The 25,417-nt window shown below is 67.7% G+C and carries 26 protein-coding genes; 15 read left to right on the top strand and 11 right to left on the bottom strand.

The genetic code is table 11. From position 1 onward, the window contains the following. Positions 1-41: 41 nt before the first annotated feature. The 4 genes from phaE to E2F46_RS00455 are packed head-to-tail and all read left to right on the top strand — an operon-like array spanning position 42 to position 2,983. Positions 42-1,223 carry a class III poly(R)-hydroxyalkanoic acid synthase subunit PhaE gene (gene phaE / locus E2F46_RS00470; protein ID WP_133320226.1) on the top strand — a complete coding sequence of 394 codons (1,182 nt, stop codon included), beginning with the start codon at positions 42-44 and terminating at the stop codon, positions 1,221-1,223. Then, positions 1,220-2,290, top strand: coding sequence for a class III poly(R)-hydroxyalkanoic acid synthase subunit PhaC (locus E2F46_RS00465; RefSeq protein ID WP_133320225.1), 1,071 nt, complete (start codon positions 1,220-1,222; stop codon positions 2,288-2,290). Before phaE ends, E2F46_RS00465 begins: the two co-directional genes overlap by 4 nt. A 40-nt stretch (positions 2,291-2,330) precedes the next feature. Further along, complete coding sequence (locus E2F46_RS00460; RefSeq protein WP_133320224.1) at positions 2,331-2,528, top strand: PspC domain-containing protein; 198 nt, start codon at positions 2,331-2,333, stop codon at positions 2,526-2,528. After that, positions 2,525-2,983: a hypothetical protein gene (locus E2F46_RS00455; RefSeq protein ID WP_133320223.1), complete on the top strand. Its 459-nt coding sequence runs from the start codon at positions 2,525-2,527 to the stop codon at positions 2,981-2,983. The genes E2F46_RS00460 and E2F46_RS00455 overlap by 4 nt, the downstream gene beginning before the upstream one ends. Before the next feature lie 68 nt (positions 2,984-3,051). Here the strand turns inward: E2F46_RS00455 and E2F46_RS00450 are convergent, their stop codons facing one another. Then, a complete protein-coding gene (locus tag E2F46_RS00450; RefSeq protein WP_133320222.1) occupies positions 3,052-3,531 on the bottom strand; it encodes a VOC family protein in 480 nt (159 codons plus the stop codon). A 58-nt stretch (positions 3,532-3,589) separates the two neighbouring features. Beyond that, positions 3,590-4,546 (bottom strand): alpha/beta hydrolase, encoded by a 957-nt coding sequence (locus E2F46_RS00445; RefSeq protein ID WP_243720247.1) that lies wholly within the window; start codon positions 4,544-4,546, stop codon positions 3,590-3,592. A 343-nt stretch (positions 4,547-4,889) separates the two neighbouring features. On the opposite strand from E2F46_RS00445, the gene E2F46_RS00440 reads away from it, so the two are divergent. Further along, positions 4,890-5,099 (top strand): hypothetical protein, encoded by a 210-nt coding sequence (locus tag E2F46_RS00440; protein WP_133320220.1) that lies wholly within the window; start codon positions 4,890-4,892, stop codon positions 5,097-5,099. A gap of 31 nt (positions 5,100-5,130) precedes the next feature. Here E2F46_RS00440 and E2F46_RS00435 read toward each other — a convergent pair whose 3' ends face one another. Beyond that, positions 5,131-5,694 carry a hypothetical protein gene (locus E2F46_RS00435; protein WP_133320219.1) on the bottom strand — a complete coding sequence of 188 codons (564 nt, stop codon included), beginning with the start codon at positions 5,692-5,694 and terminating at the stop codon, positions 5,131-5,133. Between the two features lie 212 nt (positions 5,695-5,906). Between E2F46_RS00435 and E2F46_RS00430 the strand changes: the two genes are divergently transcribed. From E2F46_RS00430 to E2F46_RS00405, 6 genes are all read left to right on the top strand, one after another. Then, the gene (locus E2F46_RS00430; RefSeq protein ID WP_133320218.1) at positions 5,907-6,950 is read left to right on the top strand and encodes a S66 peptidase family protein; all 1,044 of its coding nucleotides are present in this window, start codon (positions 5,907-5,909) and stop codon (positions 6,948-6,950) included. A 260-nt stretch (positions 6,951-7,210) separates the two neighbouring features. Continuing rightward, a complete protein-coding gene (locus E2F46_RS00425) occupies positions 7,211-7,426 on the top strand; it encodes a hypothetical protein (RefSeq protein WP_133320217.1) in 216 nt (71 codons plus the stop codon). 17 nt (positions 7,427-7,443) lie between these two features. Continuing rightward, a complete protein-coding gene (locus E2F46_RS00420) occupies positions 7,444-9,954 on the top strand; it encodes a diguanylate cyclase (RefSeq protein ID WP_133320216.1) in 2,511 nt (836 codons plus the stop codon). 348 nt (positions 9,955-10,302) lie between these two features. Further along, entirely contained in the window at positions 10,303-12,183 is a 1,881-nt protein-coding gene (locus tag E2F46_RS00415; RefSeq protein WP_207949486.1) for a right-handed parallel beta-helix repeat-containing protein, read from the top strand. Positions 12,184-12,358: 175 nt separating this feature from the next. Continuing rightward, positions 12,359-13,129: a hypothetical protein gene (locus E2F46_RS00410; protein WP_133320215.1), complete on the top strand. Its 771-nt coding sequence runs from the start codon at positions 12,359-12,361 to the stop codon at positions 13,127-13,129. A 67-nt stretch (positions 13,130-13,196) separates the two neighbouring features. Continuing rightward, entirely contained in the window at positions 13,197-13,424 is a 228-nt protein-coding gene (locus tag E2F46_RS00405; RefSeq protein WP_425599784.1) for a hypothetical protein, read from the top strand. Positions 13,425-13,430: 6 nt separating this feature from the next. Here E2F46_RS00405 and E2F46_RS00400 read toward each other — a convergent pair whose 3' ends face one another. The 4 genes from E2F46_RS00400 to E2F46_RS00385 form a co-directional block, all read right to left on the bottom strand. Further along, positions 13,431-14,093: an NAD(P)H-binding protein gene (locus E2F46_RS00400; RefSeq protein WP_133320214.1), complete on the bottom strand. Its 663-nt coding sequence runs from the start codon at positions 14,091-14,093 to the stop codon at positions 13,431-13,433. An 81-nt stretch (positions 14,094-14,174) separates the two neighbouring features. Continuing rightward, complete coding sequence (locus tag E2F46_RS00395; RefSeq protein ID WP_207949485.1) at positions 14,175-15,236, bottom strand: ATP-grasp domain-containing protein; 1,062 nt, start codon at positions 15,234-15,236, stop codon at positions 14,175-14,177. Next, positions 15,233-16,399, bottom strand: coding sequence for a tyrosine/phenylalanine carboxypeptidase domain-containing protein (locus E2F46_RS00390; RefSeq protein WP_165967302.1), 1,167 nt, complete (start codon positions 16,397-16,399; stop codon positions 15,233-15,235). Before E2F46_RS00390 ends, E2F46_RS00395 begins: the two co-directional genes overlap by 4 nt. Before the next feature lie 62 nt (positions 16,400-16,461). Then, the gene (locus tag E2F46_RS00385) at positions 16,462-17,325 is read right to left on the bottom strand and encodes an N-formylglutamate amidohydrolase (protein WP_133320212.1); all 864 of its coding nucleotides are present in this window, start codon (positions 17,323-17,325) and stop codon (positions 16,462-16,464) included. A 213-nt stretch (positions 17,326-17,538) separates the two neighbouring features. Between E2F46_RS00385 and E2F46_RS00380 the strand changes: the two genes are divergently transcribed. Both E2F46_RS00380 and E2F46_RS00375 read left to right on the top strand, forming a co-directional pair. Continuing rightward, positions 17,539-18,825 (top strand): acyltransferase family protein, encoded by a 1,287-nt coding sequence (locus E2F46_RS00380; RefSeq protein ID WP_133320211.1) that lies wholly within the window; start codon positions 17,539-17,541, stop codon positions 18,823-18,825. A gap of 89 nt (positions 18,826-18,914) precedes the next feature. Continuing rightward, a complete protein-coding gene (locus E2F46_RS00375; protein WP_133320210.1) occupies positions 18,915-19,418 on the top strand; it encodes a YciI family protein in 504 nt (167 codons plus the stop codon). Between the two features lie 33 nt (positions 19,419-19,451). Here E2F46_RS00375 and E2F46_RS00370 read toward each other — a convergent pair whose 3' ends face one another. Next, complete coding sequence (locus E2F46_RS00370) at positions 19,452-20,411, bottom strand: glutathione S-transferase family protein (RefSeq protein WP_133320209.1); 960 nt, start codon at positions 20,409-20,411, stop codon at positions 19,452-19,454. 175 nt (positions 20,412-20,586) lie between these two features. On the opposite strand from E2F46_RS00370, the gene E2F46_RS00365 reads away from it, so the two are divergent. Both E2F46_RS00365 and E2F46_RS00360 read left to right on the top strand, forming a co-directional pair. Next, a complete protein-coding gene (locus E2F46_RS00365; protein ID WP_165967301.1) occupies positions 20,587-21,408 on the top strand; it encodes a DUF2884 family protein in 822 nt (273 codons plus the stop codon). Between the two features lie 293 nt (positions 21,409-21,701). Next, positions 21,702-22,169 carry an FKBP-type peptidyl-prolyl cis-trans isomerase gene (locus E2F46_RS00360; RefSeq protein ID WP_133320207.1) on the top strand — a complete coding sequence of 156 codons (468 nt, stop codon included), beginning with the start codon at positions 21,702-21,704 and terminating at the stop codon, positions 22,167-22,169. A gap of 32 nt (positions 22,170-22,201) precedes the next feature. Here the strand turns inward: E2F46_RS00360 and E2F46_RS00355 are convergent, their stop codons facing one another. From E2F46_RS00355 to E2F46_RS00345, 3 genes are all read right to left on the bottom strand, one after another. Beyond that, on the bottom strand, positions 22,202-23,449 hold the full coding sequence (locus tag E2F46_RS00355) for an inorganic phosphate transporter (RefSeq protein WP_133320206.1): 1,248 nt from the start codon (positions 23,447-23,449) through the stop codon (positions 22,202-22,204). Between the two features lie 10 nt (positions 23,450-23,459). Then, positions 23,460-24,176: a TIGR00153 family protein gene (locus E2F46_RS00350; protein ID WP_207949484.1), complete on the bottom strand. Its 717-nt coding sequence runs from the start codon at positions 24,174-24,176 to the stop codon at positions 23,460-23,462. An 80-nt stretch (positions 24,177-24,256) separates the two neighbouring features. Further along, positions 24,257-25,309 (bottom strand): diguanylate cyclase, encoded by a 1,053-nt coding sequence (locus E2F46_RS00345; RefSeq protein ID WP_165967300.1) that lies wholly within the window; start codon positions 25,307-25,309, stop codon positions 24,257-24,259. Positions 25,310-25,417 lie beyond the last annotated feature (108 nt).

Genomic DNA, 25,417 nt, shown 5'->3' with positions numbered 1-25,417 from the left:
GCCACGGGTTGCTATGATCGGGGCACCTGCAGGAGGACGGCATGGCGAACGGACCAGCGGATTTCGAACGGCTCGCGCGGCAGTACTGGGGCGCGTGGGGCGATGCCATGCGCAACGCCATGCCGGGCATGGCGCCACCCGATCCGGTGCGCGCCGGCACCCAGGCCTGGCAGGATGCGATCGACTGGTGGACGAGGCAGGCGGGCATGCGCCCGGCGCACGAGGACGTGCTGGGTCGTTTCAACCGCCAGGCCAGCGACTGGTATGCGCAGATGCAGCAGGTGGCGGCGCGCTTCGGCGGTGCCGACAACACCGCCGCCGACGTGGTGCGGGCGTGGAAGGACGCGCTGGGCGGCGAGGGTGCCGCCAATATCTTCGCCGACATGCTCAGGTCGATGGCGGGCCGTGGCTTGCAAGGTGCTGAGCAATGGTCGGAGCAGATGGGGCCGATGCTGCACGCGATGCGAACCGATGCCGGCGCATGGCTGCAGATGCCCACTTTCGGTTTCGCCCGCGAGCACCAGGAGCGTTCGCAGGCCCTGGCGGCGGCGCAGCTGGAATGCCAGGAAGCCAGCAACGCGTTCAACACGCTGATGCTCAAGGCCTCCGAGGCCGCATTCGCCGTGTTCGAGCGCAAGCTGTCCGAGCACGAAGCGCCCGGCCTGCAGATCAGCAGCCCGCGCAAACTGTTCGACCTGTGGATCGACGCCGCGGAGGAGGCCTACGCCGAGACCGCGCTGTCGAAGGAGTACCGCGAGGCCTACGGCAACCTCGTCAATGCGCAGATGCGGCTGCGCGCCGGCGTGCAGAAGGAAGTCGAGCAGGCCACGGCCGCGCTGGGCATGCCCACGCGCAGCGAGCTGGACGGCGCGCATCGCAAGATCGTCGAGCTCGAGCGCGCGCTGCGCAAGCTGCGTGATGCGGCGGCAGCGGCTGTCGCGCCCACGCCCGCGCCGCGGCGCGAAGCAATGAACGCCCACGCGTCCGGCGATGTGCGGCCCAAGCCTGCCGCCAAGTCCCGGCCTGCGAAGAGGAAGGCGAAACCCGCCGCGAAGGCGCGTGCTGAGGCGCCTGCGGCCAGGCCCGCCCGCAAGCCTGCGGCGAAGAAGGTGGCGCGCAAGCGGGCATCGCGCGCACCGTCGCGTGCGTCGCGCGCGCCCACGAATGGGTTCTCGTCCGCGATCCCGGTGGCCCCGGTGCCACTGCCGAAGGAGTCGACATGAACGGCCCGTTGAACATCACGCTCGACGACCTGGCCGACGAGGCCGCCCGTTTCCAGCAGAAGCTGGGCGCGGGCCTGCAGACGTTGCTGGAGGTCGAGGACGTGCACTTCGGCGCCACCGAGCGCGAGGAAGTCTGGCGCGACGGCAAGGTGGTGCTGTACCGCTTTCGCGGCGAACGCAAGCCCACTGCGAAAGTTCCGCTGCTGATCAGCTACGCATTGGTCAACCGCCCGTACATGGTCGACCTGCAGGCCGACCGCTCCATCGTCAAGGGCCTGCTGGAACGCGGCGAGGACGTGTACGTCATCGACTGGGGCTACCCCGACCGCTCCGACCGCTTCCTCACGCTGGAGGACTACATCGAGCGATTCCTCGGCGGCGCGGTCGACCACCTGCGTCGTTCGTCCGGGCTCGAGGGAGTCAACCTGCTCGGCATCTGCCAAGGCGGCGCGTTCTCGCTGTGCTATGCCGCGCTGAACCCCGGCAAGGTGCGGAACCTCATCACCATGGTCACGCCGGTGGACTTCCACACCGCCGACAACATGCTGTCCAACTGGACCCAGGGCATGGACGTGGATCTGTTCGTCGACACGCTGGGCAACGTGCCCGCGGACATGATGAACCTGTGCTACCTCACGCTGAAGCCATGGCGGCTGTTCGTGCAGAAGTACGTGGGCCTGGTGGATATCCTCGACGACCGCAAGGCGATGGAGGATTTCCTGCGCATGGAGAAGTGGATCTTCGATTCGCCCGACCAGGCCGGCGAGGCCTTCCGCCAGTTCATCAAGCAGTTCTACCAGGGGAATGGCTTCATCAATGGCGGCATCACCATCGGCGAGCGCGAGGTCGACCTGGGCTTCGTCGACATGCCGGTGCTGAACATCTACGCCGAGCAGGACCACCTGGTGCCGCCCGATGCCTCGCGCGCGCTCAAGGACATGGTGGGCAGCACCGACTACTCGGAGCTTTCGTTCCGCGGCGGCCACATCGGCATCTACGTGTCCAGCCGCGCGCAGAAGGAAGTGCCGACGGCGATCCACGACTGGCTGGCCAGGCGCAACCGTTGACGCAGGCAGGCTGCACTGGCTGCAACAGAGGGAAGATCCAATGGCACGTATTGCACTGACCCGTACCGTCAACGACCGCGTGCTTGCCGGCGTGGTCGGCGGCGTCGCGCGACGATTCGGCTGGCATCCCACGTGGACGCGCGTGGGCTACATCCTGCTGTCGATCCTGTCGGCGGCCTTCCCCGGCATCCTGGTGTACCTCGTGCTCTGGCTGTTGATGCCCGAAGGCGACGATTGAGCGTCACGGTCCCGTCGTCGCGGCCATGGCGACGTACGCTGCTTCTCGCACTGGGTGCGACCTGGGCGTCGCCGAACACGGTGCTGGGCCTGGTGGCAGGCATTGCAGGCATGGCATTCGGCGCACGCCCACGCTGGAACGCGCGTGAATGCGCCATCGTCTTCCATCGCTGGCCTTGGGGCCCGGGTGGCGCAATGACGCTGGGCAACGTGATCCTGCATACCGGGGACAGCCTGGACGTTGCGTGCAGCACGTACGCACATCGCGCCGGCCTGTGCGTGGAGGCCGGGATCCAGCTCGGCGACCACGAACGCGCGCATGTCTACCAGTACATGGCACTCGGCCCGCTGTTCCTGCCACTGTACTTCCTGTGTGGCGGCATCAGCGTCCGCAACCGCTTCGAGCGGGCCGCGGACCGTTACGCGCAGACGGGGCGCGGGTGGTGGCCCTGGTGATGCAGCGGCGTGACCGTACGGCGCAGTGCCTGCCGGTGACATGCAACACCGGTTGGATCGGGTCGCAGTCAGCCGCGTTTCGCGGCTTCGATGGCCGCGATGTCGATCTTGCGCATCGTCATCATCGCTTCGAATGCGCGCTTCGCCACGGCCTTGTCGGGACTGGTCACCGCCTCCGTCAGTACGCGCGGCGTGATCTGCCAGGAGATGCCCCAGCGGTCGCGGCACCAGCCGCAGGCGCTCTCCTCGCCACCGTTGCCGACGATGGCGTTCCACAGCCTGTCGGTTTCGGCCTGGTCGTCGGTGGCGACCTGAAACGAAAAGGCCTCGCTGTGTTTGAACGCGGCGCCGCCGTTGAGGCCCAGGCAGGGGAGTCCGAGCACGGTGAACTCCACGGTCAGCACATCGCCTTCCTTGCCGGAAGGGAAGTCCGACGGTGCGCGGTGCACTGCGCCGACGGCGCTGTCGGGGAAGGTCTCGGCGTAAAACCTTGCTGCGCCGAGTGCGTCATGGTCGAACCAGAGGCAGATGGTGTTGTTGGGAATCATGGCTTGGCTCTTGGAAAATGGCGGGGCGCCGGCGTGCGGGAGATCCGGCGGGGCGTGGCTATCGAACGGACACCGGTCCAGCGTCGGCAGTGCGCTGCATCAGCCCGTGCATCGCCATCCAGCGACTGAACGCGTCGAACCAGCCGGTGCTGGTGGTCGGCTTCTGGTACATGCCGAAGCCATGGCCACCTTGTTCGTAGAAATGGAATTCGACCGGGCGCCCGGCGGCGCGCCAGCTTTCGACCAGGCCGAAGCCGCTGTCGGCGAACAGCCCATCATCGGCGGCGATGGCGATGAACAGCGGCGGTGCGTCCGCGGGCACCTCGACCGCTGACAGCGGGCCGTAGATGTTGCCGATGAAGGCCGGGCGGGCGTCCTCGCCGGCCAGCGTGGTGGCGAGCGTCAGCATCGCGCCAGCGGAGAAACCGAGCATGCCGATGCGATCAGGATCGACGCGCCATTCTTCGGCACGCGCGCGCACCAGCGCGAACGCGGCGCGGGCATCCGCCAGTTGTGGTTCCAGTTCGGCGATGGTTTCCGCGGGATCTGGCCGGCGTGGCGCGCCCTGCGCAAACATTGCCTGCATCGATGCTGCGAATCCGTCCATGTCCGCAGGCGTCTGGTTGAGCCGGTACTTGAGCACGAAGGCGGCGACCCCCTGCGCCGCGAGCGCACGCGCCACGTCCCAGCCTTCGTTCTCCATCGACAGCGTGCGGAAACCCCCGCCGGGGGCCACGATCACGGCGGTGCCCGTCGCCATCGCGGGATCGGGCAGGAACGGCGTCAAGGTGGCATCGGTGACGTTGCGTGCGAACACGCGCTCGTACTGGCGATGCCAGGATTCGGCGGTGGCCGCACCGGGCAGGGTGCCGGTCCGCAGGTCGATGGCCTCAGGCTGCGACGGGACGGGGATCGGCTCCATCGCATCGTGCTGTGCAAGGGCGGGCGTGACGCCTGCGAACAACAGCAGGGTGGCCAGCAGCGACGGATATCGGCGACGGAGCGGAGCGGCCAAGGCGGGGCATGTGAATCGCGTCGCAATCATTGCGGCATTCCTTGGGGGGCGGGACGCCGACTCTAGCGCCGTGCGCAATCGCGACCGTTGTGCGCTGCGGCGTACGGCGGGCGATGTGCGATCAGTGGGCTGAGCCACCCTGTCGAAAGGCGAGGCCTGCATGCATGGCTCCATGTCTGCACACCTGTGACGAACCGGAATGCCGTGGATCGACATCGGCGCGCTGGCCCTTGCACTGTCTTGTCATGCCGCGATCACCCGGCCCGCACGCGGTGCGCGCTACATATCGCCCTGGCGCATATGCAGTCGCGCCATGCACTCCACATCACACCGAGGAACGGCGATGGCCGATGAAAAACCACTGGATCGCGAGCAGGGCAAGGATCGCACGCCGCCCGAACGCGAACGGGACGTCAGCGTCTGGGCGCGCGCGCATGGCGTCTCGGCGGATGACCTGAGCGGCGGGACCAAGGAGGGGCAGCCTGCGACCGCGACGGACAAGGCGCGTGAACGCCGCGACGCGGAAGCAGAGCAGGTGCGTGACAGAGACTGAAAGCTGGTCCGCGCTGTCGTCGGCCGATGCGTCAGTCGCCGGTCGCACTGCGTGGGGTCCACGGGTCGGGGCGCGCGCCCATGCGCAGCACGTGCTTGCGGAACACCAGCACGCTGTCGACCAGTGCATCGGTGCGCACGAAGGCGATCGGCAGGCCCGGCTCGGCGTCGTGCACCGACTCCGCCGCGAAGCCCCGCTCGCGGAGCCGTGCGGCGACCTCGCGCGCGCTGGCATCGGGGTCCGCGACCACGAAGCCGAGCGCCGCGCCGTGCGGGCCCAGCCGTTCGTACATGAGCGGATCGGGCCGGTTGACGATGGTGCCGTTGGAGAACAGCGTGCGTTGCACGCTCCCCGAGTCGATCCGGAAGCGCGGGCGCACGCCCAGCGGGCGCATGATGTCCTCCATCGCCACCAGCGCCCCGCCGGAGCTGGCGCTGAAGACGTGGTAGTGCCGGTCGGGGAAGGGAAGGGGGTTGCGGTCGAACGCCAGCGCAAACGCCCAGAGCAACGACAGCAGGGCGACCAGCGGGACAAGGATGGCGACCGGCAGCGGGACCTGGACGCGGCGTCGGGTCCGGGTGTTGGCATCGACCATCATGCTTCTCCATCTGGCGGGTGAAGCTGGGCTTCCCGGGACATTCCCGGGCGTTTGTGGATATCACGTCATCATGGGCATGGACCGGACGGCCGCCGTCGGCCGGGCGGAGCATGTGGATGTCAGCCGGCCCCATGTCGTTGCCCTTGGCGGTTTGTTGCGCGCGATGGGGTTGCTACTCTTGCGCTTCCACCGCAGCGGGTTGATCTTCCATGCAAAGGCGACAGTTCCTCGGCAGCGCAGCACTGGCTGCCTTGATGCCACTGGTGGGCACCGGCCAGGGCGCATTTGCTGCAACACCACGCGCACGACTGTTGCCGGTGCCGCTGAACCCGGGTGACACCGTGGCCCTGGTCAGCCCGTCGGCGGCGATGGAAGATCCGTTCGACCTGCAGCTCGCGCAGGAAGTGCTGGAGGCGCTGGGGCTCAAGGTGCGCACCGGCGCGCATTACGCCGGGCGGCGTGGACACCTCGCGGGCACCGATGCCGAGCGCGCGGGCGACCTCAACGCGGCTTTCGCCGATCACGACATCAAGGCCGTGGTCTGCGCACGCGGGGGTTCGGGCGCGGCGCGGTTGTTGCCCCTGATCGACTACGCATCCATCCGTCGCAATCCCAAGGTCCTGCTGGGCTACTCCGACATCACGGCGCTGCACAGTGCCATCCAGGCGCAGACGGGGCTGGTGACCTTCCACGGGCCCAACGGCTCCGGCAGCTGGAACCGGTTCAACGCAGACCAGTTCCGCCGCGTGTTCTTCCAGCGCGAGCTGATGCACTACGAAAACATCGCCGAAACCGGCGATGAGCTCGTGCAGCGGCGCAACCGCACCATCACCATCAACGGCGGCAAGGCCAGTGGCGAGCTGGTGGGCGGCAACCTGACCGTGCTCACCGCGCTGGCGGGTTCGCCGTACCTGCCGGATTTCAGCGGCAAGATCCTGTTCCTCGAGGACGTCTCGGAAGCGCCGTACCGCGTCGACCGCATGTTCAGCACGCTCAAGCTGATGGGCGCGCTGGACAAGGTGGCCGGCGTGATCTTCGGGGAATGCACCGACTGCCGGCCCGGCAACGGTTTCGGCTCGCTCAACCTGCAGCAGATCCTCGACGACTACATCAAGCCGCTGGGCGTGCCTGCCTACCACGGGGCGATGATCGGGCATATCCGCCAGCAATTCATCGTGCCGGTGGGCGGGCGGGTCGAAATGGATGCCGATGCCGGCGCATTCCGCCTGCTGGATCCGGTGTTCCAGTCCTGATCGCAGCTGTCTGCATCCGTTGCAGGGACGTGAGCACGGTGACGGTTTGCGCATCCATGAATGCGCAGTTGCGGGTGCAGGCACCTCCATGGGGTGCGCCGGGCTGACCTGCCCGCTGCGATGTGGCAGCGCGATATGGTATTAATCCTGTTACGGTGAGGCGTGCGGGGAGCCGCCGTGCCGGTCGGGGGCAGTCGCGATGCCTGGAAGTCGTCGGGCAGGTGGCATGCCAGGGGGATCGATTCGGGGGATCGCTAGACATGTCCAAACTGCTTGACCTGATGCGCAGGCTCGGGAGTGATGCCGCGCTCGCTTCGGAGTATGCCGACGACCCGGAAGGGGTGATGCTGCGGATGGGGCTGTCGGATGAGGAACGGACCGCGATGCTCGAGAAGGACTACGAGGCGATCAAGCGCCTGACCGGTCTCGAGGACGGCCAGTTCTCGACCAACCACAGCATCAAAGCCTACGAGTAGCCGTCATCGCGGCGCGCATGCATCGTTTCCGCTCCATCGTGCTGCTGGTGATGGCGCTGTCCGCCGCGCCGGCATCGGCGGACGATGCGCTCGAGTCGGCCATTGCCGAGGTGGAGCGACTGGCGGTGACGGCACATTGGCGCGAGTCGAATGCCGGGATCGAGGCCTTGCACCCCCGTCGCGGGGCGATGTCGGACCACCAGCGTCACCGCATCGATTACGTGGCGTCGCGCAACCGCGCCCTTGCAGGAGACCATCTCGGCGCCCTGGAAGACCTGGGGCGATTGCTGCAGCAGGCGGTCGAACCCGATCTCCACGTGCGCGCGTACACCACGGCGATCAGCGTGGCAGCGAACGTGGAGGACTGGCCGCTGGCATTCCGCTGGTTGGGCCAGGCGCTGGAGCGCATGCCAGAAGCGTCCGCGCCCGCGGCCAGTCGGGTCCATGGCGTGGCCAGCTACCTGCTGGTGCTTGCGGGCGAATCCAACATCGCGCGCTTCCATGCCACGCGTGCGTTGGCGATGGCGGAGGCGGAGGGCGCCATCCGCGAGACCTGCCTCGCCCTGTCCGAAATGGGACTGGTCGAGGACCATGCCGGCAACTATCGCGAAGCGGAGCGATGGCGTCGCCGCCAGATCGACGCCTGCGGCAAGGCCGGCGATCCGGTGTTCACCGCCATCGGGCATTACGGCGTGGGCAAGATGCTCAATCGCCAGGGACGGCATGCGGAGGCGCTGGTGCAAACCCGGCGTGCGCTCGAGGTGCATGGCAAGAGCGGGTACCTGTCCGGTACGTGGGGCGCGCGGATGGTGGTCGCCGAGAGCCTGATCGCGTCCGGCGGCGACCTGGATGAAGCAGGCCACTTGCTGGCCGGCGCGCTCGACTACTACCGGGAGGAAGGCATCCATTTCGCGATCGCGGAAGCAGAGGAGCACATGGCGCGGCTTGCCGAAGCGCGGGACGACTTGCCCGAGGCGGTACGCTACTACCAGCTGGCAATGGCTTCGCAGGCGGCGGCTGAGCGGGACGTGCGCGAACGCCGCGTGGCCTACCTGCAGCTCGAGTTCGACACGCGCGTGAAGGAACAGCAGATCGCCTTGCTGGAGGCGGAGGCCGAAGTGGCGGCGCTGCAGGCCAGCGCGACCAGACGCCGGCAGTGGCTGCTCGCCGCCGGCATGGGGGGGCTGCTGGCCACCGCCCTCCTGCTGACCGGGTTGTTGCGGCGATCTTTCCTGGAGCGCAAGCGGTACCGCTGGCAGTCGGAGCACGACAGCCTGACGGGCCTGTACAACTACCAGCAGTTGCGCAAGCTCGGTGAGCAGGCATTCCAGCAGGCGCGCACCCGTGCGGCGGCCTTCACTGCGATCGTCGCCGATATCGACCGCTTCAAGGACGTCAACGACCGCCACGGCCACGCCGCGGGCGACGAGGCACTGCGTTCGCTGGGCGGATGGATCACAGGCGTGGTGGGCGACGCCGGCATCGCCGGTCGAAGCGGCGGCGACGAGTTCTCCATCCTGCTCGAGGCGGATGCCGCGGCTGCCGAAGTACTGCTGCAGCGCCTGCGCGACCGCGTCGAGCCAATCACCGTGTTCGGGCAGACGGTGCATTTCAGCATCAGCGCCGGGACCTGCCAGTCGAACGGCGATATCGATTCGCTCGAAGAGCTGATCCACGAAGCCGACCAGGCCCTGTATCGCGCGAAGCAGCAGGGGCGCGATCGCGTGGTGCACGCGAGCGGCGAGCCGCGCGCGGCCAGCCGGGGCGCCTCGCTGGTCGTAGTGGGCAGCGGCATCGATTTCGGTCGCCACGCCAGCGAGCGATGCCTGTCGGAGATCCGCGAGGCGGAGGTGGTGTTTTGCCTGGTCGACCCGTTCGCGTTGGCCATGATCCGGGGCATCCATCCGGATGCGATCGACCTGGGCGTGCACTACGCGACCGGCAAGGATCGTCGCGAGACGTATCGCGGGATGGATGCGGCCATCATGCAGGCGCTCCACGCTGGCCATCGGGTGTGCGCAGTCTTCTACGGACACCCCGGCGTGTTCGCCGACGTGCCGCATGCCGTCGTGCGCAAGGCGCGCGAGGCGGGTATCCCGGCGCGGATGGAGCCCGGTGTGTCTTCGGAAGCGTGCCTGTATGCGGACCTGGGCATCGATCCCGGGAGGTGGGGGGTGCAGTCGATGGAGGCGACGCAGTTCCTTGTCCATGATCGTCGCCCGGATCCTGCCGGGCTGTTGCTGCTCTGGCAGGTCGCGTTGTCGGGGGACCTGGCCTGCACCCGTTTCCATGCCGAACGCGAAGGCCTGCAGTCGTTGGTGGACAAGCTGCTGCATTGCTATCCACCCGACCACCAGGTGATCCTGTACGAAGCCGCGCGCCTGCCCATCGAGACTTTCCGTGCCGAGCGCGTGGCGCTGCGCGATCTTCCGGAGGCGCGGTACCAGGAGTACACCACGCTGGTGGTGCCGCCCTTGCACAGGGAGGGCGGGGTTGCCGAGGATGCCGCCCGCGCCGCCTTTGCCTGATGCCGTTTCGCCAGAGGCGCCCTGACCGGTCGCCATCGCGTTGAAGCGAATGCGCGTCGCGCGGCATTCCCGCCAGCGCCTCATCGTCGCAAGCGCGCATCCGGGCCGCCATCGGAGGGATGAGAGACTGCCGGTCAGCGCTTCCGTACGTCGGTGCTCGCCCAGCCGCTTGCCAGTCGTGCATCGTCGTGTGCCGGGCGGACATGGAGGCGTCTCTACCCGACTGGTGGTACGACGGGATGCCGCAGTGCGCAACGGTGGCAGCAGCAAGTGCTGCTACTCTTTGGTAGCGCTAACATTCCTGGCGCCACTTCGTACCTGCGTCCATGCCCGACCAAGAGGAGCGTCATGCCGAATCCAGTCTATCGTCGTCCGGTTTCGCGTCGCCTGGCAGGTGGATGGAAGGCGCTGTGCGTACTCGCACTCCTTGGCTGGTGCCTGCCCTTGGCCGCGCAGCCATCCGGAGGCCCGTACGGCCCGATCCCGCAGTCGTATGCGGTGCCGACCGAGGGCACGGTCTACTACGTCGCGCCAGACGGCCGTGCCGACGCGCCAGGCACCGCGGTGGCGCGGCCTACGACCATCGAGTCCGCGATCTCCCGCGTGGTCACCGGCGACAGCATCGTGATGCGCGGCGGCACCTATCGTACGGGCGGCCTGCAGCTCAACCAGGGCATCACCCTCCAGCCCTACCTGGACGAGCGTCCTGTCCTGGTCGGAACACGCATTGCGACCGACTGGGAGGAACTGCGCGACGGCGTCTGGCGCACCCGTTGGGATACGCTGTTCCCGGCGCAGCCGCTGGCGTGGTGGCGGCGCGAGCGCGAGGGCATGCATACGCCACTGCACCGTTTCAACAACGACATGGTGTTCGTGGACGGCAGGCTGCTGGAATCGGCCGGCTGGGAGGGCGAGCTGGGCGAGGACGCGTACTTCATCGACTACGACACCGGGCATGTGTACATCGGCTTCGACCCCGAAGGCCGGGAGGTCGAAATCACGGCACACGACATCGCGCTGCATCGCCCCTCGCGTCCTGTGCACGGCAAGGAATCCGATCGCAAGGGTCCGACGATCCGCGGCATCACGTTCACCCGTTATGCGTTTCGTGCAATCGATATCGAAGGTGTGAAGCCGTCCACTGGTCCCAATGACGAGCCCACCGATGATCCGGTCGGCCCGTCGGACCCGTCGGCCCACGGCAAGGAAGTCGTCGGCACCACGCTTGAGAACGTGACCATCAGCTTCACCTCGCGCGTGGCCGGCTACTTCCGTGGGGACGGACTGGTGATCCGCAACTCGCTGGTCAGCGACACCGGCACCGAAGGCATCTACGTCATCGGGTCGTCGGACGTGCTGCTGGAGCGCAACATCATCCGCCGCAACAACATCGAACGGATCACCGGCTACTACGCCTCGGCGGTGAAGATCTTCAACCAGTCGTATCGGGTGGTGGTGCGCGACAACCTGGTGATCGAGCATCCGCATTCGAACGGCGTCTGGTACGACGTGGGCAACGTCGATGGCGTGTTCGCCAACAACCACGTCGAAGGCACCCAGATCGGGTTCTTCTTCGAGATTTCGCGTGGCATGGTGGTCGCGGGCAATGTCTTCGTCGACAACCGGCAGGGCGTGCGCGTGCTCAACAGCGCCGATGCGCAGGTGTTGCACAACACGTTTGTCGATTCGCCGGTGATGTTCGACCGCGACGAGCGCAGCGCGCAGGGCGACCATTTCGGCTGGCACCCGGCGACAGGGCCGGACGTGGGCGAGCGTGAAGGACATGCGTTCGTGGGCAACCTGCTGGTGGCGACGCCGGGCTTCGACCGGCCCTTGTTGCACTTCGACCAGGCCGAAGCGCTGTGCGGCACGCTGCGGCAGCCGATGGCGACGCGCGTCGAGCACAACGCCTACATCCACGCCGGGTTGGGCGACGCACCGCTGGTCACCTGGAGCCCGGTGGCCGGCCGCAGTTGCCTCGCGCGCTACGCAACGCTGGACGCGTTCCGTGCAGGGGCGCGCATGGGTGCCGGCAGCGTGGAACTGCCGCGCTACGGCGGCCAGTTGTTCCGCAGCGTCGATCTGCGCAACTTCGATCTGGCGCAGCGCCCTGCCGGGCTGGAGGAAGTCGAGGTCGATCCCGCTGCTGCCCAGGCGTTGGGATGGCCTGCCGGGAAGGTGCTTCCCGGCGCGTTTCCTGCTCTGGACGCAGCACTGCGGTCGGAGTGAGCGAGCGGGATCTTCCCTGAGCACACCTGGAGGCGCGCCATGCGTCTCCCGGTGGTGGGTCGGACGGTCGCCTTGGCGTGCCGGGCCGTTGGCGCAGCACGGCGGTGCATCCAACCCGCATCTCCCATCGTATGGACCGTCGCCGGCAGCCGCCGGTCCATAGGAGGAGAGACCGATGAACCGTTTGCTCAGCGCTGCATTGATCGTTGCCTGCCTCAGCCCCGCGGCTGCCATGGCACAGGACGGGCCCAGCTTCAGCCTTTTCGGGGGACGCGAAGCCGACGTCAAGGGTGACGTGCACAAGGGCGCCATCGCGCCCATCGCGGACCTCGGTCCGCTCAATCCCGCCCTGGCGGGCGTCGCCGCGGAACTGCGCATCGAGTCGCGCGGATACGACGACATCTACAGCGAGGCGAACGTCTTTGGCGTGGAAATGGCCTGGCCGACCCAGGGCGGCGAGATTTTCGGGCAGCTTGCGTCGACGCGCAGCAGCGAAGGCGAGGTCCAGGTAGGCGGCGCGTTCGTGCCGGCCCTCGATGCCACGCTGCCGGTCTTCGGCCGGTTCGGTCGCTACGAGGCGCTCGCACTGGAAGGCGGCTATCGCCACTACTTCAGTGACGGCAATGCACGCCCGTACCTGGCCGGCCGCTTGGGGGCCACGCGCGTGGGCAGTATCGATGCGACGTTCACCATTCCCGCCGCCGACATCACCCTCAGCAACGTCCCGTTCTACGAGAGCGGCTGGATTCTCGGCGGTGGCGCGGACTTCGGCGTGATCTGGCAGTTGTCGGAGGCGGCGTCACTAGGCGCGGAAATCGGCGTGCGCTACCACGGCAAGTTGAAGGACGACGACAGCGCCATTGGCGGGCTGGGCCTGGCCAGCATCAACGACACCGGCGCTCGCACCTCGTTCCCGGTCAGCATGCGGCTGGAATTCCGCTTCTGATCCCGCGCGCGGCGGCCATGCCCCAGGGGCGCGGCCGTCGCCGCCGCCGCGCGCTATCGCCACTGCCATGAAACGTATCGATCCCGGCAAGCTCCCGCCCTGGAAGCGCGCGCGTCCACCCGGACAACCGTCGCGCTTGACCAGGTGCCAGATCGAAGCGGCGCGCGAGCGCGCCTCTGCGGCGGGACGTCGCTATCCCAACCTCGTCGACAACATGTGGGCCGCGCGCAACGTGCCGCGCGGCGAAGGCGAGGCCCCGCAGGTTGGCGAAGTCGCAGCGGAAGACGCGGACTGACCGTCATCAGCCGGGCGCGCCGAGGCGGTTGATCTCGGCGTTCTCGACTGTCGACGGCGGTGAGGGCATGTGCGAAAGCGCGAGCATCGCGCGGCCCACGGCGGCGGTCGTGGTCATCAGGCCGGGCATCAGCCTGACCCCCAGTCCCATGAACGGGCCGCCGACGGCATACAGCGGTTTGAGCACGGCGTGGCTGGTCTGCTCACCGTGCACGGGCTGGATGCCGCCCGGCCGCAGCATCACGGTGGAGAGCGACAGCATGCGCAGCGCGTCTTCGGTTTCGCCCTTGATCCGCAGAGGCATGATGCGGCTGGACGCATCGGCGTGCGCGCCTGAAACATAGAGGAAGCGTCCGTCCGGATTGGCAGTGGCATATGCATTGGCGACGGCCAGCGTGAGCGCGAGGGTGACGTGGCGATACTCGGCCTCCGGCGTGCCGATGGGCGGCGCGCCCGCGCAATGGAAGCAGGCGTCCATGCCTTCCAGGCGCTGCGCGATCCCTGGCGCGTCGGCGAAATCCTCCAGCACGATCTCGCGCAGCCGGGGATGCTGGCGCCCGGTCGGGCGACGCACGAGGGCGGTGACCTGCCTCAGGTCATGCGCCTGCAGGCATTCGTGCAGGACGCCCTGGCCCACGAGCCCGGTGGCGCCGGTCAGCAACACATGCATGGTCGATGCTCCAGTCGTTGGCGTGGAAGTGTTTCACGGCCGATGTTGATGGGGCGTGGTGGCTGCGCCGACGGCATCCGTTCACAGCATCGAAAGTTCCACGTTGCTCAACTGGCCATGGTAGCTGTCGCGCAGCCGGACCTTGCGCACCAGGTCGGCGATGATGTGTCCGCTGAAATCGACGCCGGTCAGCTCCTCGGCCATGTTGATTCCGCCGGGCGTATCCACGTTCACCTCCATCAGCTTGTCGCCGACGATGTCCAGGCCGACGAAATACATGCCGTCGCGCACCAGTTTCGGCGCCACCAGCTTCGCCAGCCGGAGGGCATCCGCATCGGGCTCCGCGATCTCGAACTTGCCGCCGGCACTGATGTTGCTGCGGGCATCGCCGCTGTCGTTGTAGCGACGGAAGCAGGCATGGCGTCCATCGACCTGCAGCGGCTGGCCGTTGAGCATCAACAGGCGCAGGTCGCCGTCGGCGGCACCGGGCAGGTACTCCTGCGCGATCGCGTAGCCGTCGCGGGTGACGGCATCGATCATCTGGTTGAGGTTGCCGTTGTCGCTCTCCTTCACCACGAACACCCCCTGGCCCCCGGATCCCTGCAGCGGCTTGACCACCCCGCGGCCGCCCTGTCCGGCGATGAACGACTTGATCTCGTCGGCATCGCGGCTGATGCAGGTCAGCGGGCGCACGTCTTCGGGGAAATGCTGGAAGTAGGTCTTGTTGGAGGCATCGGTGAGGTGGGTGGGGTCGTTGACCACGATCACGCCACGTCGGAGGACGAGCTGTGCGAACAACAGCGCGCTGTTGGGCGCCCAGGGACGGTCCACCAGCTCTTCTGCCGGGTCGCTGCGCAGCATCAGCACATCGAGCTGGTCGACGTTGATGCGGTCGATCCCCGGGTCCTCGCCCTGCAGTTCGGCCAGCAGCGCGGCATCATCGGCGTAGTCCCGAGCGCGCGGCACGTAAGCCCTTGCGCGGACGGTGTCGGTGGCGTCGTAGATGAAATCGCCCAGGCCGATCAGCGCGACGTCGTGGCCAAGGTTGGCCGCGGTGCGCGCCAGCCGGATGGTGGTGTAGTTGTCCTGTTCGGTGCCGACGTCGTTGACGACGAAGCCGAGGCGGATGGGGCGGTCGCTCATGGTGCGGAGTCCTGGACGGGAAGCGGTTCGGGGTGCGCGTGGTACAGGCCGGCCACGCCGAGCCTTCGGCAGCGTTCCAGCGCAGCAGGGAATCCGGGCGCGCGGGTGTAGCGTGGCAGCAGGGCCGGTGGCGTTGCCCAGCCCGCCTCGAGCAATTGTTCGATCACCACGCGATGCGACAGCGCGAACTTGCCCGCGAACAGCGACTCGAAGTCGCCACCGTTGCGCAGGTCGTCCAGCAGGTCGCGCAGGCCGCGCAGGTACACCGCATCCTTGGTCAGCCCGCCTCCGCGCTGCGCGCGTACCGCGACGTCGAAGGCATCATCGGTGGAGAAGCCGTGTTCATCGTGCAGGCACGCGAAGATCTCCGGGATACCGTTGCGGTGGATCGCCATGTCCGCGGCCACCACGCGCGCGGCGAGGATCCTGAGGCGTTCGCCGGGCAGGTATCCGGCCAGGTACTCGGCCAGCACGCCCAGTCCTTCCTGCAGCGGATCGTAATGCGCCAGCCCCACCGCCATCTGCCGCAGGGGTTGGCGGCTGCCGTTGTAGTAGGTGACCACGTGGGTGCCCACTTCGTGCTGCACCAGCGGCTGCAGGCGCGCGTCGGGCAGGCGCAAATGCAGGTCGAGGTAGAGCTTGCCGTGCGAGACCATCATGAGCGAGCCGACGTCGGCGTTGACCACGACCTCAAGCTCGAAGTCCGGCGCCTGCGTGCGGTACCAGTCGACCTCCTCCTCGACGGCCGCCACCACCGCATCGACGCCGGTGTCGGCGGGCAGCGGGTCGCCGCTGCCGACGTCCGCGAGGATCTGCCGGGCGAGTGCGAGCAAGCCAGCCTCGACACCACCGAACAGGTCGATGCTGGCGCCGATGAAGCCGTCCGTGCCGCGTAGCCGCACGAGTTCGATGGTCCTGTCCAGTTCGCGCTGCTTTTCCGCCAGCACCCCTGCCAGTAGCGGCGATTCGATCTCGTCGACCGGAAGGTCCAGCAATCGCCTGCGAAGCGCGGTGAGATCGACCACCGGGTCGGCATAACGCAGCGGCGATACGTGCCTGCGCCTGCTGGCATCGAATTCCTGCCACAGCGCGTCGGTGCCGAGGGGATTGAGCGCCAGCAGCCAGTCGAGCTCGGCATCCATGACCGCCAATGCCGTATCCACCTTTGCGGCGATCGGCGGGACAGGCTGGAGCCGTGCTGGCGGTGCCTGAGTCATCGTCGGGTTCACCGGCGCCTCCGGAACTCCGGTCGCACCACGTCGACGGCGTGTTGCAGGCCGCGTTGCAGCGCATCGAGTGCGGCGATGTCGGCCTGGCCGGTCCATTCGTCCATGAAGATCTTCTTGTACTCGGGCGAGATGGTGCAGACCCGGTCGCCCCATTGCGCATACACCCATTCCGGGAAGTGGCCACCGGTGGGGAAGCGCACGTTCGCGCGTACGTCGGGCGTTGCGCCGTGGATCGGAGTCTGCCGCAGTGCCTGTGCGAAACGTTCGCAGGTTGCGCGCCAGCGCGCCGGGTCGGCGGTGGTGAAGCCCAGTTCGATATCGGGATTCCCGTCCTGTGCGGCGGGTGGCTGGTCGGGACCGTCGCGGCGGTGGTTGTAGCTATGCAGGTCGATCAGCAGCACTGCGTCCCAGCGGGCGAGCAGCCGGTCGAGCAGCTCCGTCACCATCGCGTAGAAGCGGTCCCATGCCGCCCGCGATTGCTCGACTTCGCGAGGCGGCAGCGGCGCACGCCAGGCCTGCAGCCCCCACGCGTCCTCCGGGCGCGCATACACCGCGCGTTCCCGCGGGCGATTGAGGTCCACCTCGAACCGCGACGTGCGGACCTGGACGCGTACGTCGCCGACGCGGGTCAGGACGCCGGTGAGCGGGTCTTCCTCGCGCAGGCGCTGGGCATCGTCGATCGCAAGCATTGGTCGCAGCACATCGCGGATCGCATGGCCGTCATGGATCGCGGTCGCCACGACCGGACCATCGGCCAGGGTGATGTCCCAGTCCGCGCAGGTATGCGCAAGCGCGATTTGTCCACGCGTCAGGAAGTATTCCGCCTTCGCATCGATGGCGGAGATCGGGCTGTTCGTCATGGCCACGATGCTGGCAGCGATGCAATGAGCGCGTCGTGACGGCAATGCGAACGCGGAGTAAAGCGGGATCCGACGTTGCCACGCACATCTGCGAGATCAAGGGTCATTCCCTGCACCGGCGGTTGCGAACGCATCGTGCGGCAAGCGCATTCCGCGCGGACGTGGCTGGCGACACGCTACGATGTCGCCACTCCCGCAAGCGTGGCTGTCCGCATGTCGTCCACCCAGGATCGCGATCCGTACCCCGACGCGCTGCGCGCCTGTGCGCTGCTGGTGGTGGTGCTGGGGCACTGGATCGCCACGCTGCCGAGGCTTGAGGACGGACAGCTGGTGGCGACCGACCATCTGCTGGCGGTCTGGGGCTCGGCCGGATTCCTAACCTGGCTGGTGCAAGTGGTGCCGCTGTTCGTCTTCGTGTCCGCAGCCGTCAGTGCCGACAGCGTGGAAAAGCGCCTGCGCGAGGGCGCCCAGCGGCAATGGTGGGCATTGCGCGCGCTGGGCATGGCGCGGCCCACGGTGACCTACCTCGCGGTACTCACGTTGCTGGCCTTGGTGTCGCTGGCAATGGGCACGCGCCTGCTGGGCCTGTTCAACACGTCGCTCACGGTGCACCTGTGGTTCCTGCTGATGCTGTTGACGGTGCAGGCAATGCTGCCGTGGTGCCTGCGCATGGACCGGCGCTTCGGTTTGGGCGCGGTGGCGGGGCTGGTGCTGGTGGCGATGTCGCTGGATGGGGTGCGTGGCGGCGTCTCTTCGTTCGCCGACTTGCGCTGGCTGGGCGATCGCGTCTCAAGCGCGTCGCCGGGCATGGCGTGGCTCAACATGCTGGTGGTGTGGCTGGTGCCGCAGCAACTGGGGATCGCCTGGAAGCGGGGACGTTTCCGCGGCGTGCAGGCGGGTCTGGCGCTGCTGGCGCTGGGTGCCGCATGGCTGGTGCTGGCTCTGGGCAGCGGCTATCCGGTGGCGATGGTGGGCGTGGCGCTGGCCGGGAACAACATGCTGCCGCCGACGCTGGCGCTGGTCGGCGTGATGTGGTTGCAGGCGGGCGCCGTGCTGGTGTTCGAACCGCTGGCACGCACGCTGCTGGCGGGGCGCGTGCTGGGCCGCGCGGTGGCCATCCTTGGTGCGCTGGGCATGCCGTTGTACCTGTGGCACAAGCTTGCGGAATTGCCTGCGGCCTGGCTGGGCGAAAAGCTGGGCCTTCCCATCGATGCCGGTGTTCCCGGCGAGGCCGGGTTCTGGCTTGGTCGGCTGGCGTGGATCGTGTTGTGCATGCTGATGGTGGCGCCGGTGATCGCAGCCGTGGTCGCGTTCGAGCTGCGGCGCGTGCGCGAGGTGCCGGCCATGGCGGACTGGAAGGCCGTGTCGTTGGGAGGCATCGCGCTGTACGCCGGACTCGCGATGGCATTGGCCTGGGGCGCGTGGCCGGGCGCTGTCGCCGGGCTGGCCTGCGTGGCGTTCGCATCGTGGCGACTGCGGCTTCGTGGCGGGAATGGCTGAGCGGTTCGCACGTCTCCCGAGTGGACGCGGCGTCGTGGTCGGCGCACGATGGTTGGGTCGAATGACCGATCGGGAATGAGGGGATCGCGATGAATTTTCTGCCGTTGATGGCTGGCCTGTGTCTCGCGATCGGCATGCCGCCGGGCGTGGATGCCGCGGCAATGGGACCGACCGCGGTGGCCAATGCGGGGCAGGGCCATGATGCCGCCCTGGCCCGGCAGCTCGGTGCGGACGAGCGCGGCATGCGTCGCTATGTGCTTGTGATCCTGAAGACGGGACCCGCAAGGGTCCCCGACGGACCGGAACGCGATGCGATGTTCGCCGGACATTTCGCGAACATGGCGGCGTGGTCGGCAGCCGGCAAGCTGGTGCTGGCCGGGCCGTTCCTGCAGGATGCAGAAGGATGGCGCGGGCTTTACGTGTTCGCGGTGGCGGATCGGGACGAGGCGCGTGCACTTGCCGAATCCGATCCGGTGGTGCGGCAAGGCGAAATGGTCGCGGAGTACCACGACTGGTATGGAACGGCGGCGCTGATGCAGGTACCGATGTTGCATGAAACCCTGGTGCCGCCTGCCTCGCCCGATCCGGGATGATGGTCGCGTCGTTGTTCGATGCCTGGCGGCGGTCTAGTCGCGCGCGAACGACATCGCGGGGCCTTTCGGCACGATGCCGGTCGGGTTGATGTGCCGGTGGCTCTGGTAGTAATGGCGTTTGATGTGGTCCATGTCGACCGTGGGCGCCACCGCCGGATGCGCGAACAGTCGCCGCGTGTAGTCCCAGAGCACGGGGTAATCGACCAGTCGCCGCAGGTTGCACTTGAAGTGGCCGTGGTACACGGGATCGAACCGCAGCAAGGTGGTGAACAGGCGCCAGTCGGCTTCGGTCAGCGTGTCGCCGCACAGCCACTCGTGCGCCGACAGTCGCTGTTCCAGCCAGTCCAACGTCTCGAACACATCCGTGACCGCCTCGTCATACGCTGACTGCTTCTTCGCGAAGCCGGCCTTGTAGACACCGTTGTTGAGGCCGTCGTAGACGCGATCGTTGATGGCATCGATCTCGCCGCGCAGTTCCATCGGGTAATAGTCGCCTTCGCCGGCGCCGACGCCATCGAAGGCGCTGTTGAACATCCGGATGATGTCGGCCGATTCGTTGCTGACGATGCAGTCGCGCTGCTTGTCCCACAGCACCGGTACGGTCACGCGACCGGTGTAACGCGGGTCCGATTTCACGTACAGCTGCCACACGGTGTCCGCGCCGTGCAGCGGATCGGGCACGACGCCCGGGCCCGGCCGGAAGGTCCAGCCGTCTTCCGCCATCAGCCAGTGCGTCACCGACAGGTCGATCGCGTCCTGCAGGCCCTTGAGCTCGCGGAAAATCGTGGTGCGATGCGCCCACGGGCACGCGCGCGCGATGTAAAGGTGGTAGCGCCCCGGCTCCGCGCGGAACCCGGCCTCGCCGGTGGGGCCGGCGCTGCCGTCGGCGGTGATCCAGTTCCGGAACGCGGAATCCGGTCGCCGCAGGCGACCGTCGTCATCGACCAGCTTGTCGTCGTCGCTTTCCCACTTGCCGTCGATCAGCATGCCCATCGCGGTCGTACTCCCTCGGAAAATGCCCGTGCGCAAGTATGCGCAGGGTGGCGTCAAGCAGGCGTGGGCGTGCATGACCATCGGCATGGCAATGACTTCCGGCCCGCGGCGCGCCGCATTCGCACGTGGATACTGGACGCACCCTGCTGGCCAGCCAGCTCCCGCCGGAGTTCCCATGCGTCCGATTTCCTTCGCCGCCGTCGCCTGCGGCATCGCACTGCTGGCGGTTTCTGCCACGTCGGCGGCGGGTCGCCATGGCTTCGGCAGCCAACACAGCGGTTGCAGCGTGGAAAGTGCATACACGCTGCGCGTGGGGCAACACGGCATCCGATTGCACGACAACGATGGCAAGGCTTCGCCGCAGCGGATCGACTTCCATGACGGCGCGCTGCGCATCGATGGCATCGAGCGTGATGTCTCGCAGGCCGATGCCCGGCGGCTGCGCAGCATGGAAGCGGAGACACGCGCGTTGCTGCCGGAGATCGCGGGCATCACCCGCGAGGCGATCGGCATCACTTTCGACACGCTGGGCAGCGTCAACGCGGCGTTGGCCGGCAACAGGCGCAACGCGCGCCAGTTCGAACGGTTGCGCGCACGTTCGCTGGCGCGCATCGACGAGACGTTGGGCCGGGGCGTCTGGAATGCAGACATCTTCGGCGATGCATTCGAGGCCGAGATCGAGGCGGCCGCGGAATCGATGGCCGCCAGCTTCACGCCCGGGCGCGCGATCTGGATGGTGATGACCGGCGGCATCGGCCGCATGGAGCGGCGGATGGAGAAGATGGAAGGTGACATCGAACGCTCGATTTCGGCGCGCGAAGGCCAGCTGGAGCAGCACGCCACTGGGTTGTGCACGCGCCTGGAGACGCTGGATGCGCTGCAGGAGGCGATGGAGCTCAGGCTCGACGATGGCCGCCCGCTACGTGTGTTCGAGTTCCGGCGCGGGCATGGCGTGGAAAATCCCGGGGAGGACGTACAGGCCAATCGTGGCTCCTGAGCCGACCGTTCCGTCTGTGTCTCGATACGTGGCGCCAGCGTGCGCTTTGCGTCGCGCATTCATGGCCGGGTTGCAGCAATGCTGTCGGCCGCTGAATGCGGCGGATCATCTGGCCGTCGTGCGGCAGTAAACACGATGGCCGCAGCCCCGCTGGCTGAAGCACGCATCGCAGCGGGTTTGCATGCCCATGTCAGGGTCGCTATGGTGGTGGCGTGACGTATTCGCTGCACCGTGACGCTACCGGTGCCTGTCCGTGTCACGCCTCCCTTCCCATCCGTTCCAAGGAGATCGCCATGCAGATCGCCGCTTCACGTGTCGCCAGCATCCATTACACCCTCACCGATGCCGACGGCAGGGTGCTCGACAAATCCCCGGAATCGCAGCCTCTGCGCTATTTCCATGGCGCCGGCAACATCATCCCCGGCCTGGAGAAGGCGCTCGACGGCAAGCAGGCCGGCGACGCGCTGAAGGTCGAGGTAAAGCCCGAGGAAGCCTACGGCGTGCGCAACGATGCACTGGTCAAGGTGCTGCCGCGCGAGGCGTTCCAAGGCGTGGACAAGGTGGAAGCCGGGATGCAGTTCCGCGCGCAGGGCGAGGGTGGTCCGCTGTTGCTGACCGTCATCGACGTCGGCGATGCGGGGGTGACGGTGGATGGCAACCATCCGCTGGCCGGCCAGACGTTGCACTTCGACGTGCAGGTGGCCGACGTGCGCGAAGCGTCCGAGCAGGAAAGGCAGGAAGGCAGGGTGCAGCCCGCCTGAGCTGGCTGCAAAGCGCCTGTCGCTGCGCGCGGTCAGAGCACCGCGCGCAGGATGAAGAAGAAGATCACCGACAGCACCGCACCTGCCGGCACGGTGATCAGCCAGGACAGGAAGATGTTGCGGATCACGGTGACGTTGAGCGCCGAGATGCCGCGCGCCATGCCCACGCCCAGGACCGCACCCACCAGGGTGTGCGTGGTGGATACCGGAAGGCCGGTGCTGGAGGCGAGCACGACCGTCGAGGCCGCGGACATCTCCGCGGCGAAACCGCGGCTGGGCGTCAGCGCGGTGATCTTCTCGCCCACCGTGCGCATCACCTGCTTGCCGTAAGTCGCCAGGCCCAGCACGATGCCGCCGCCACCGAGCAGCAGCAACCACGGCGACACCACCGAGCGGCCTTCGACCACGCCGGTCGAGGCGACCGAGATGACCGCCGCCACCGGGCCGATGGCGTTGGCGACGTCGTTGGAACCGTGCGCGAACGCCATCGAGCAGGCGGTGATGACCATCAGCACGCCGAAGATGCGCTCCACCGTGGCGAAGCGGAACTTGCGATCGGCGGCGGGATCCACCTGGATGCGGTCGATGATCAGCTTGCCCGACACCGCCACCACGATGGCCACCACGCTGGCGACCAGCAAATTCTGTCCGGTGCTGAGGTCCAGGCCCACGTGGGTCAGGCCCTTCATCAGCGTCATCATCGTGATCATGAACGCGGCCGCCAGCATGTACAGCGGCACGTACCTGCGTGCGCGCTCGACCGGGTCGTTGCGGTCGAGGATCAGCACCTGCACCGTGCGGAAGATCAGGAAGGCGATGGTGCCCGCGATCACCGGCGAGACCACCCAGCTCATCGCGATCTGTCCCACCTTGCCCCACTGCACCGCGTTCACGCCGATGCCGACGGCCGCGAAACCGACGATCGCACCGATGATGGAATGCGTGGTGGACACCGGCCAACCCATCTTCGATGCCAGGTTGAGCCAGACCGCCGCGGCCAGCAGCGATCCCAGCATCCCGTAGATCATCAGTTCGGGCGTATCCGACAGCAGGCTGGCATCGACGATGCCATTGCGGATGGTCGAGGTGACATTGCCCCCGGCCAGCACCGCGCCGGCGAACTCGAAGACTGCGGCGATGATCACGGCCTGCTTGAAGCTGATCGCCTTGGCGCCGGTGGAGGTGGCCATGGCATTGGCCACGTCGTTGGCGCCGATCGCCCAGGCCATGTACAGGCCGAACACCGCCGCCAGGATGATGTAGAGGGTCATCTGCTCCATGTCGGCGCCCTCAGCGTGCCAGCAACCGCTGCAGGCGGCTGCCCACGCGCTGCGCGTAGTCACCCACCTCGCCGATCCATTCGATCGCCTGGTACATGAACACCACGTCCACCGGCGGCAGGTCCTTTTCGCGCACGAACAACACGGCGCGTACCTCGGCCTGCAGCTGGTCGGTGTCGTCCTCGATCGCATCGAGGTGGTCGATCAGCTCGTTCACCAGCTCCACCTCGGCGCCGCGGAAACCGGTCTCGAACAGTTCGCCAAGCTCGTTGACGCTGCGCTCGGCCTGGTCCACGGCGTCCACGCAGCGGCGCACCAGCTTCATCAAGACCTCGCCGACGTCGGCGGGGAAGGCCATCTTCCGCCCGATCACGATGCCGGAGACGTCCTTGGCGGTGTTGGCCACGCGGTCCTGGACCATCAGCAGATCCAGCAGGTCCGCCCGCGGTACCGGCATCCACAGGTTGTCGGGCAGGTTGAGGCGCACGTCCTTCTTCATGTCGTCGGCGGCCTGCTCCTTGGCGACGATGCGCTCGCGCGAGGCTTCGGCGGCCACCCAGTCGCCGCGCAGCACGGCCTCCATGAACGGCGTCAGCTCGCGTGCGCAGGCGGCGGCCTCCTGGAAGTGCTTCTGGAGCGGACGGACGGGCGAGCGGCCGAAGAGGTTGGCGACGAAGCTGTTGGCCATGTGGATCCCCTGGGTGGCGCCGGCAGGGCCGGCTGTCATCAGACTGTCATTATCGGCGGAAAGCCGGCGTCGCGGGAACCTGTGGGAACGCGTGTCCGCAGGGTGGGCGGCCCGCAGGATCAGGCCGAGGCGACACGGTCGCGGCCGGCCGCCTTGGCGCGGTACAGCGCCGCATCGGCGGCTCGTATCCAGTGCTCCAGCGCGGGATAGTCCGGTGACAGTTCGGCCACCCCGATGCTCAGCGTGCAGCGCAGGCCGGGCTCGGCATCGAACTCCAGCGCGCGCACCTGCCGCAGCATGCGCTCGGCGCAGGCGAGGGCGGTCGGGGTATCGCTGTCGACCAGCAGCACGGCGAACTCGTCGCCACCGTAGCGGGCGGGCAGGTCGACGTCGCGGACGCTGTCGCGCAGCACGCCCGCGATGCCCTTCAGTACCACGTCGCCCATGCCGTGGCCGTAACGGTCGTTGATGGTCTTGAAGTGGTCCACGTCCACCAGCAGGATCGAGGTGGGGCGGCCGTAGCGATGGAAGCGCGCCAGCTCGCGCGAGGCGATGCTTTCGAAATGCGGGCGGTTGGGCAACTGCATCGCAGGGTCGGTGCGGTTGAGTCGCGCCAGTTCCCGGTTCTGCTCGAAGATCCGGCGCATCAGGCGATGCGTCAGCACGCTCAGCACGATGGCGTACACGAACATGAAGGGGAACGAGAGCAACAGGGTGCGATGCGAGGACTCGGGCTGGTAGGGGAAGCCGAGCAGGATCCACGTGGCAGCGAAGCCGGCCAACCCGGCCAGCGTGCAGCGGATGGCCAGCGACCATCCACCTGCGGCGATCTTGTCGGCGGTCAGCATCGCCAAGAACAACGCGGTGGGCGCGGCGCTCAGCGCCATCGCCGCGATCCATGCGCCGCCGAACGTCGAGTCGAGCATCAGGCAGCGGAATTGCGCCTCGACCGGGTCGCGCGCGCGTCGGCAAATGCGGTAGGCCAGCGGCGGCCACAGCATGACGTTGAGCGCCAGTAGCAACCACCAGAAACCGGGCGCGTCGCGTTCGGCAAGCACCGAGGCGATGGGCAGCATGCACAACAATACGCCCAGCACACGCATGCGATGGATGCGGCGCACGAATTGCAGGTCCCTTGCGCGGAGTTCCTCGGCGATGGCGTGGTGCTGCATCGGAGGCAATCGGTTCCAGCGAGTTGGCGGAGCAGCCGCCATCTTACCGCGCGTGCGCGGGATCGGCGTGGACGCACGCGCTCCGCCATCTGGCCGCGCCAGGCCGCA

The organism is Luteimonas aestuarii (assembly GCF_004357985.1).
In the GTDB taxonomy this organism is placed as follows: domain Bacteria; phylum Pseudomonadota; class Gammaproteobacteria; order Xanthomonadales; family Xanthomonadaceae; genus Luteimonas; species Luteimonas aestuarii.
The sequence above is the reverse complement of the archived record's forward strand: the minus strand, read 5'-3'. Positions and strand labels throughout refer to the sequence as shown.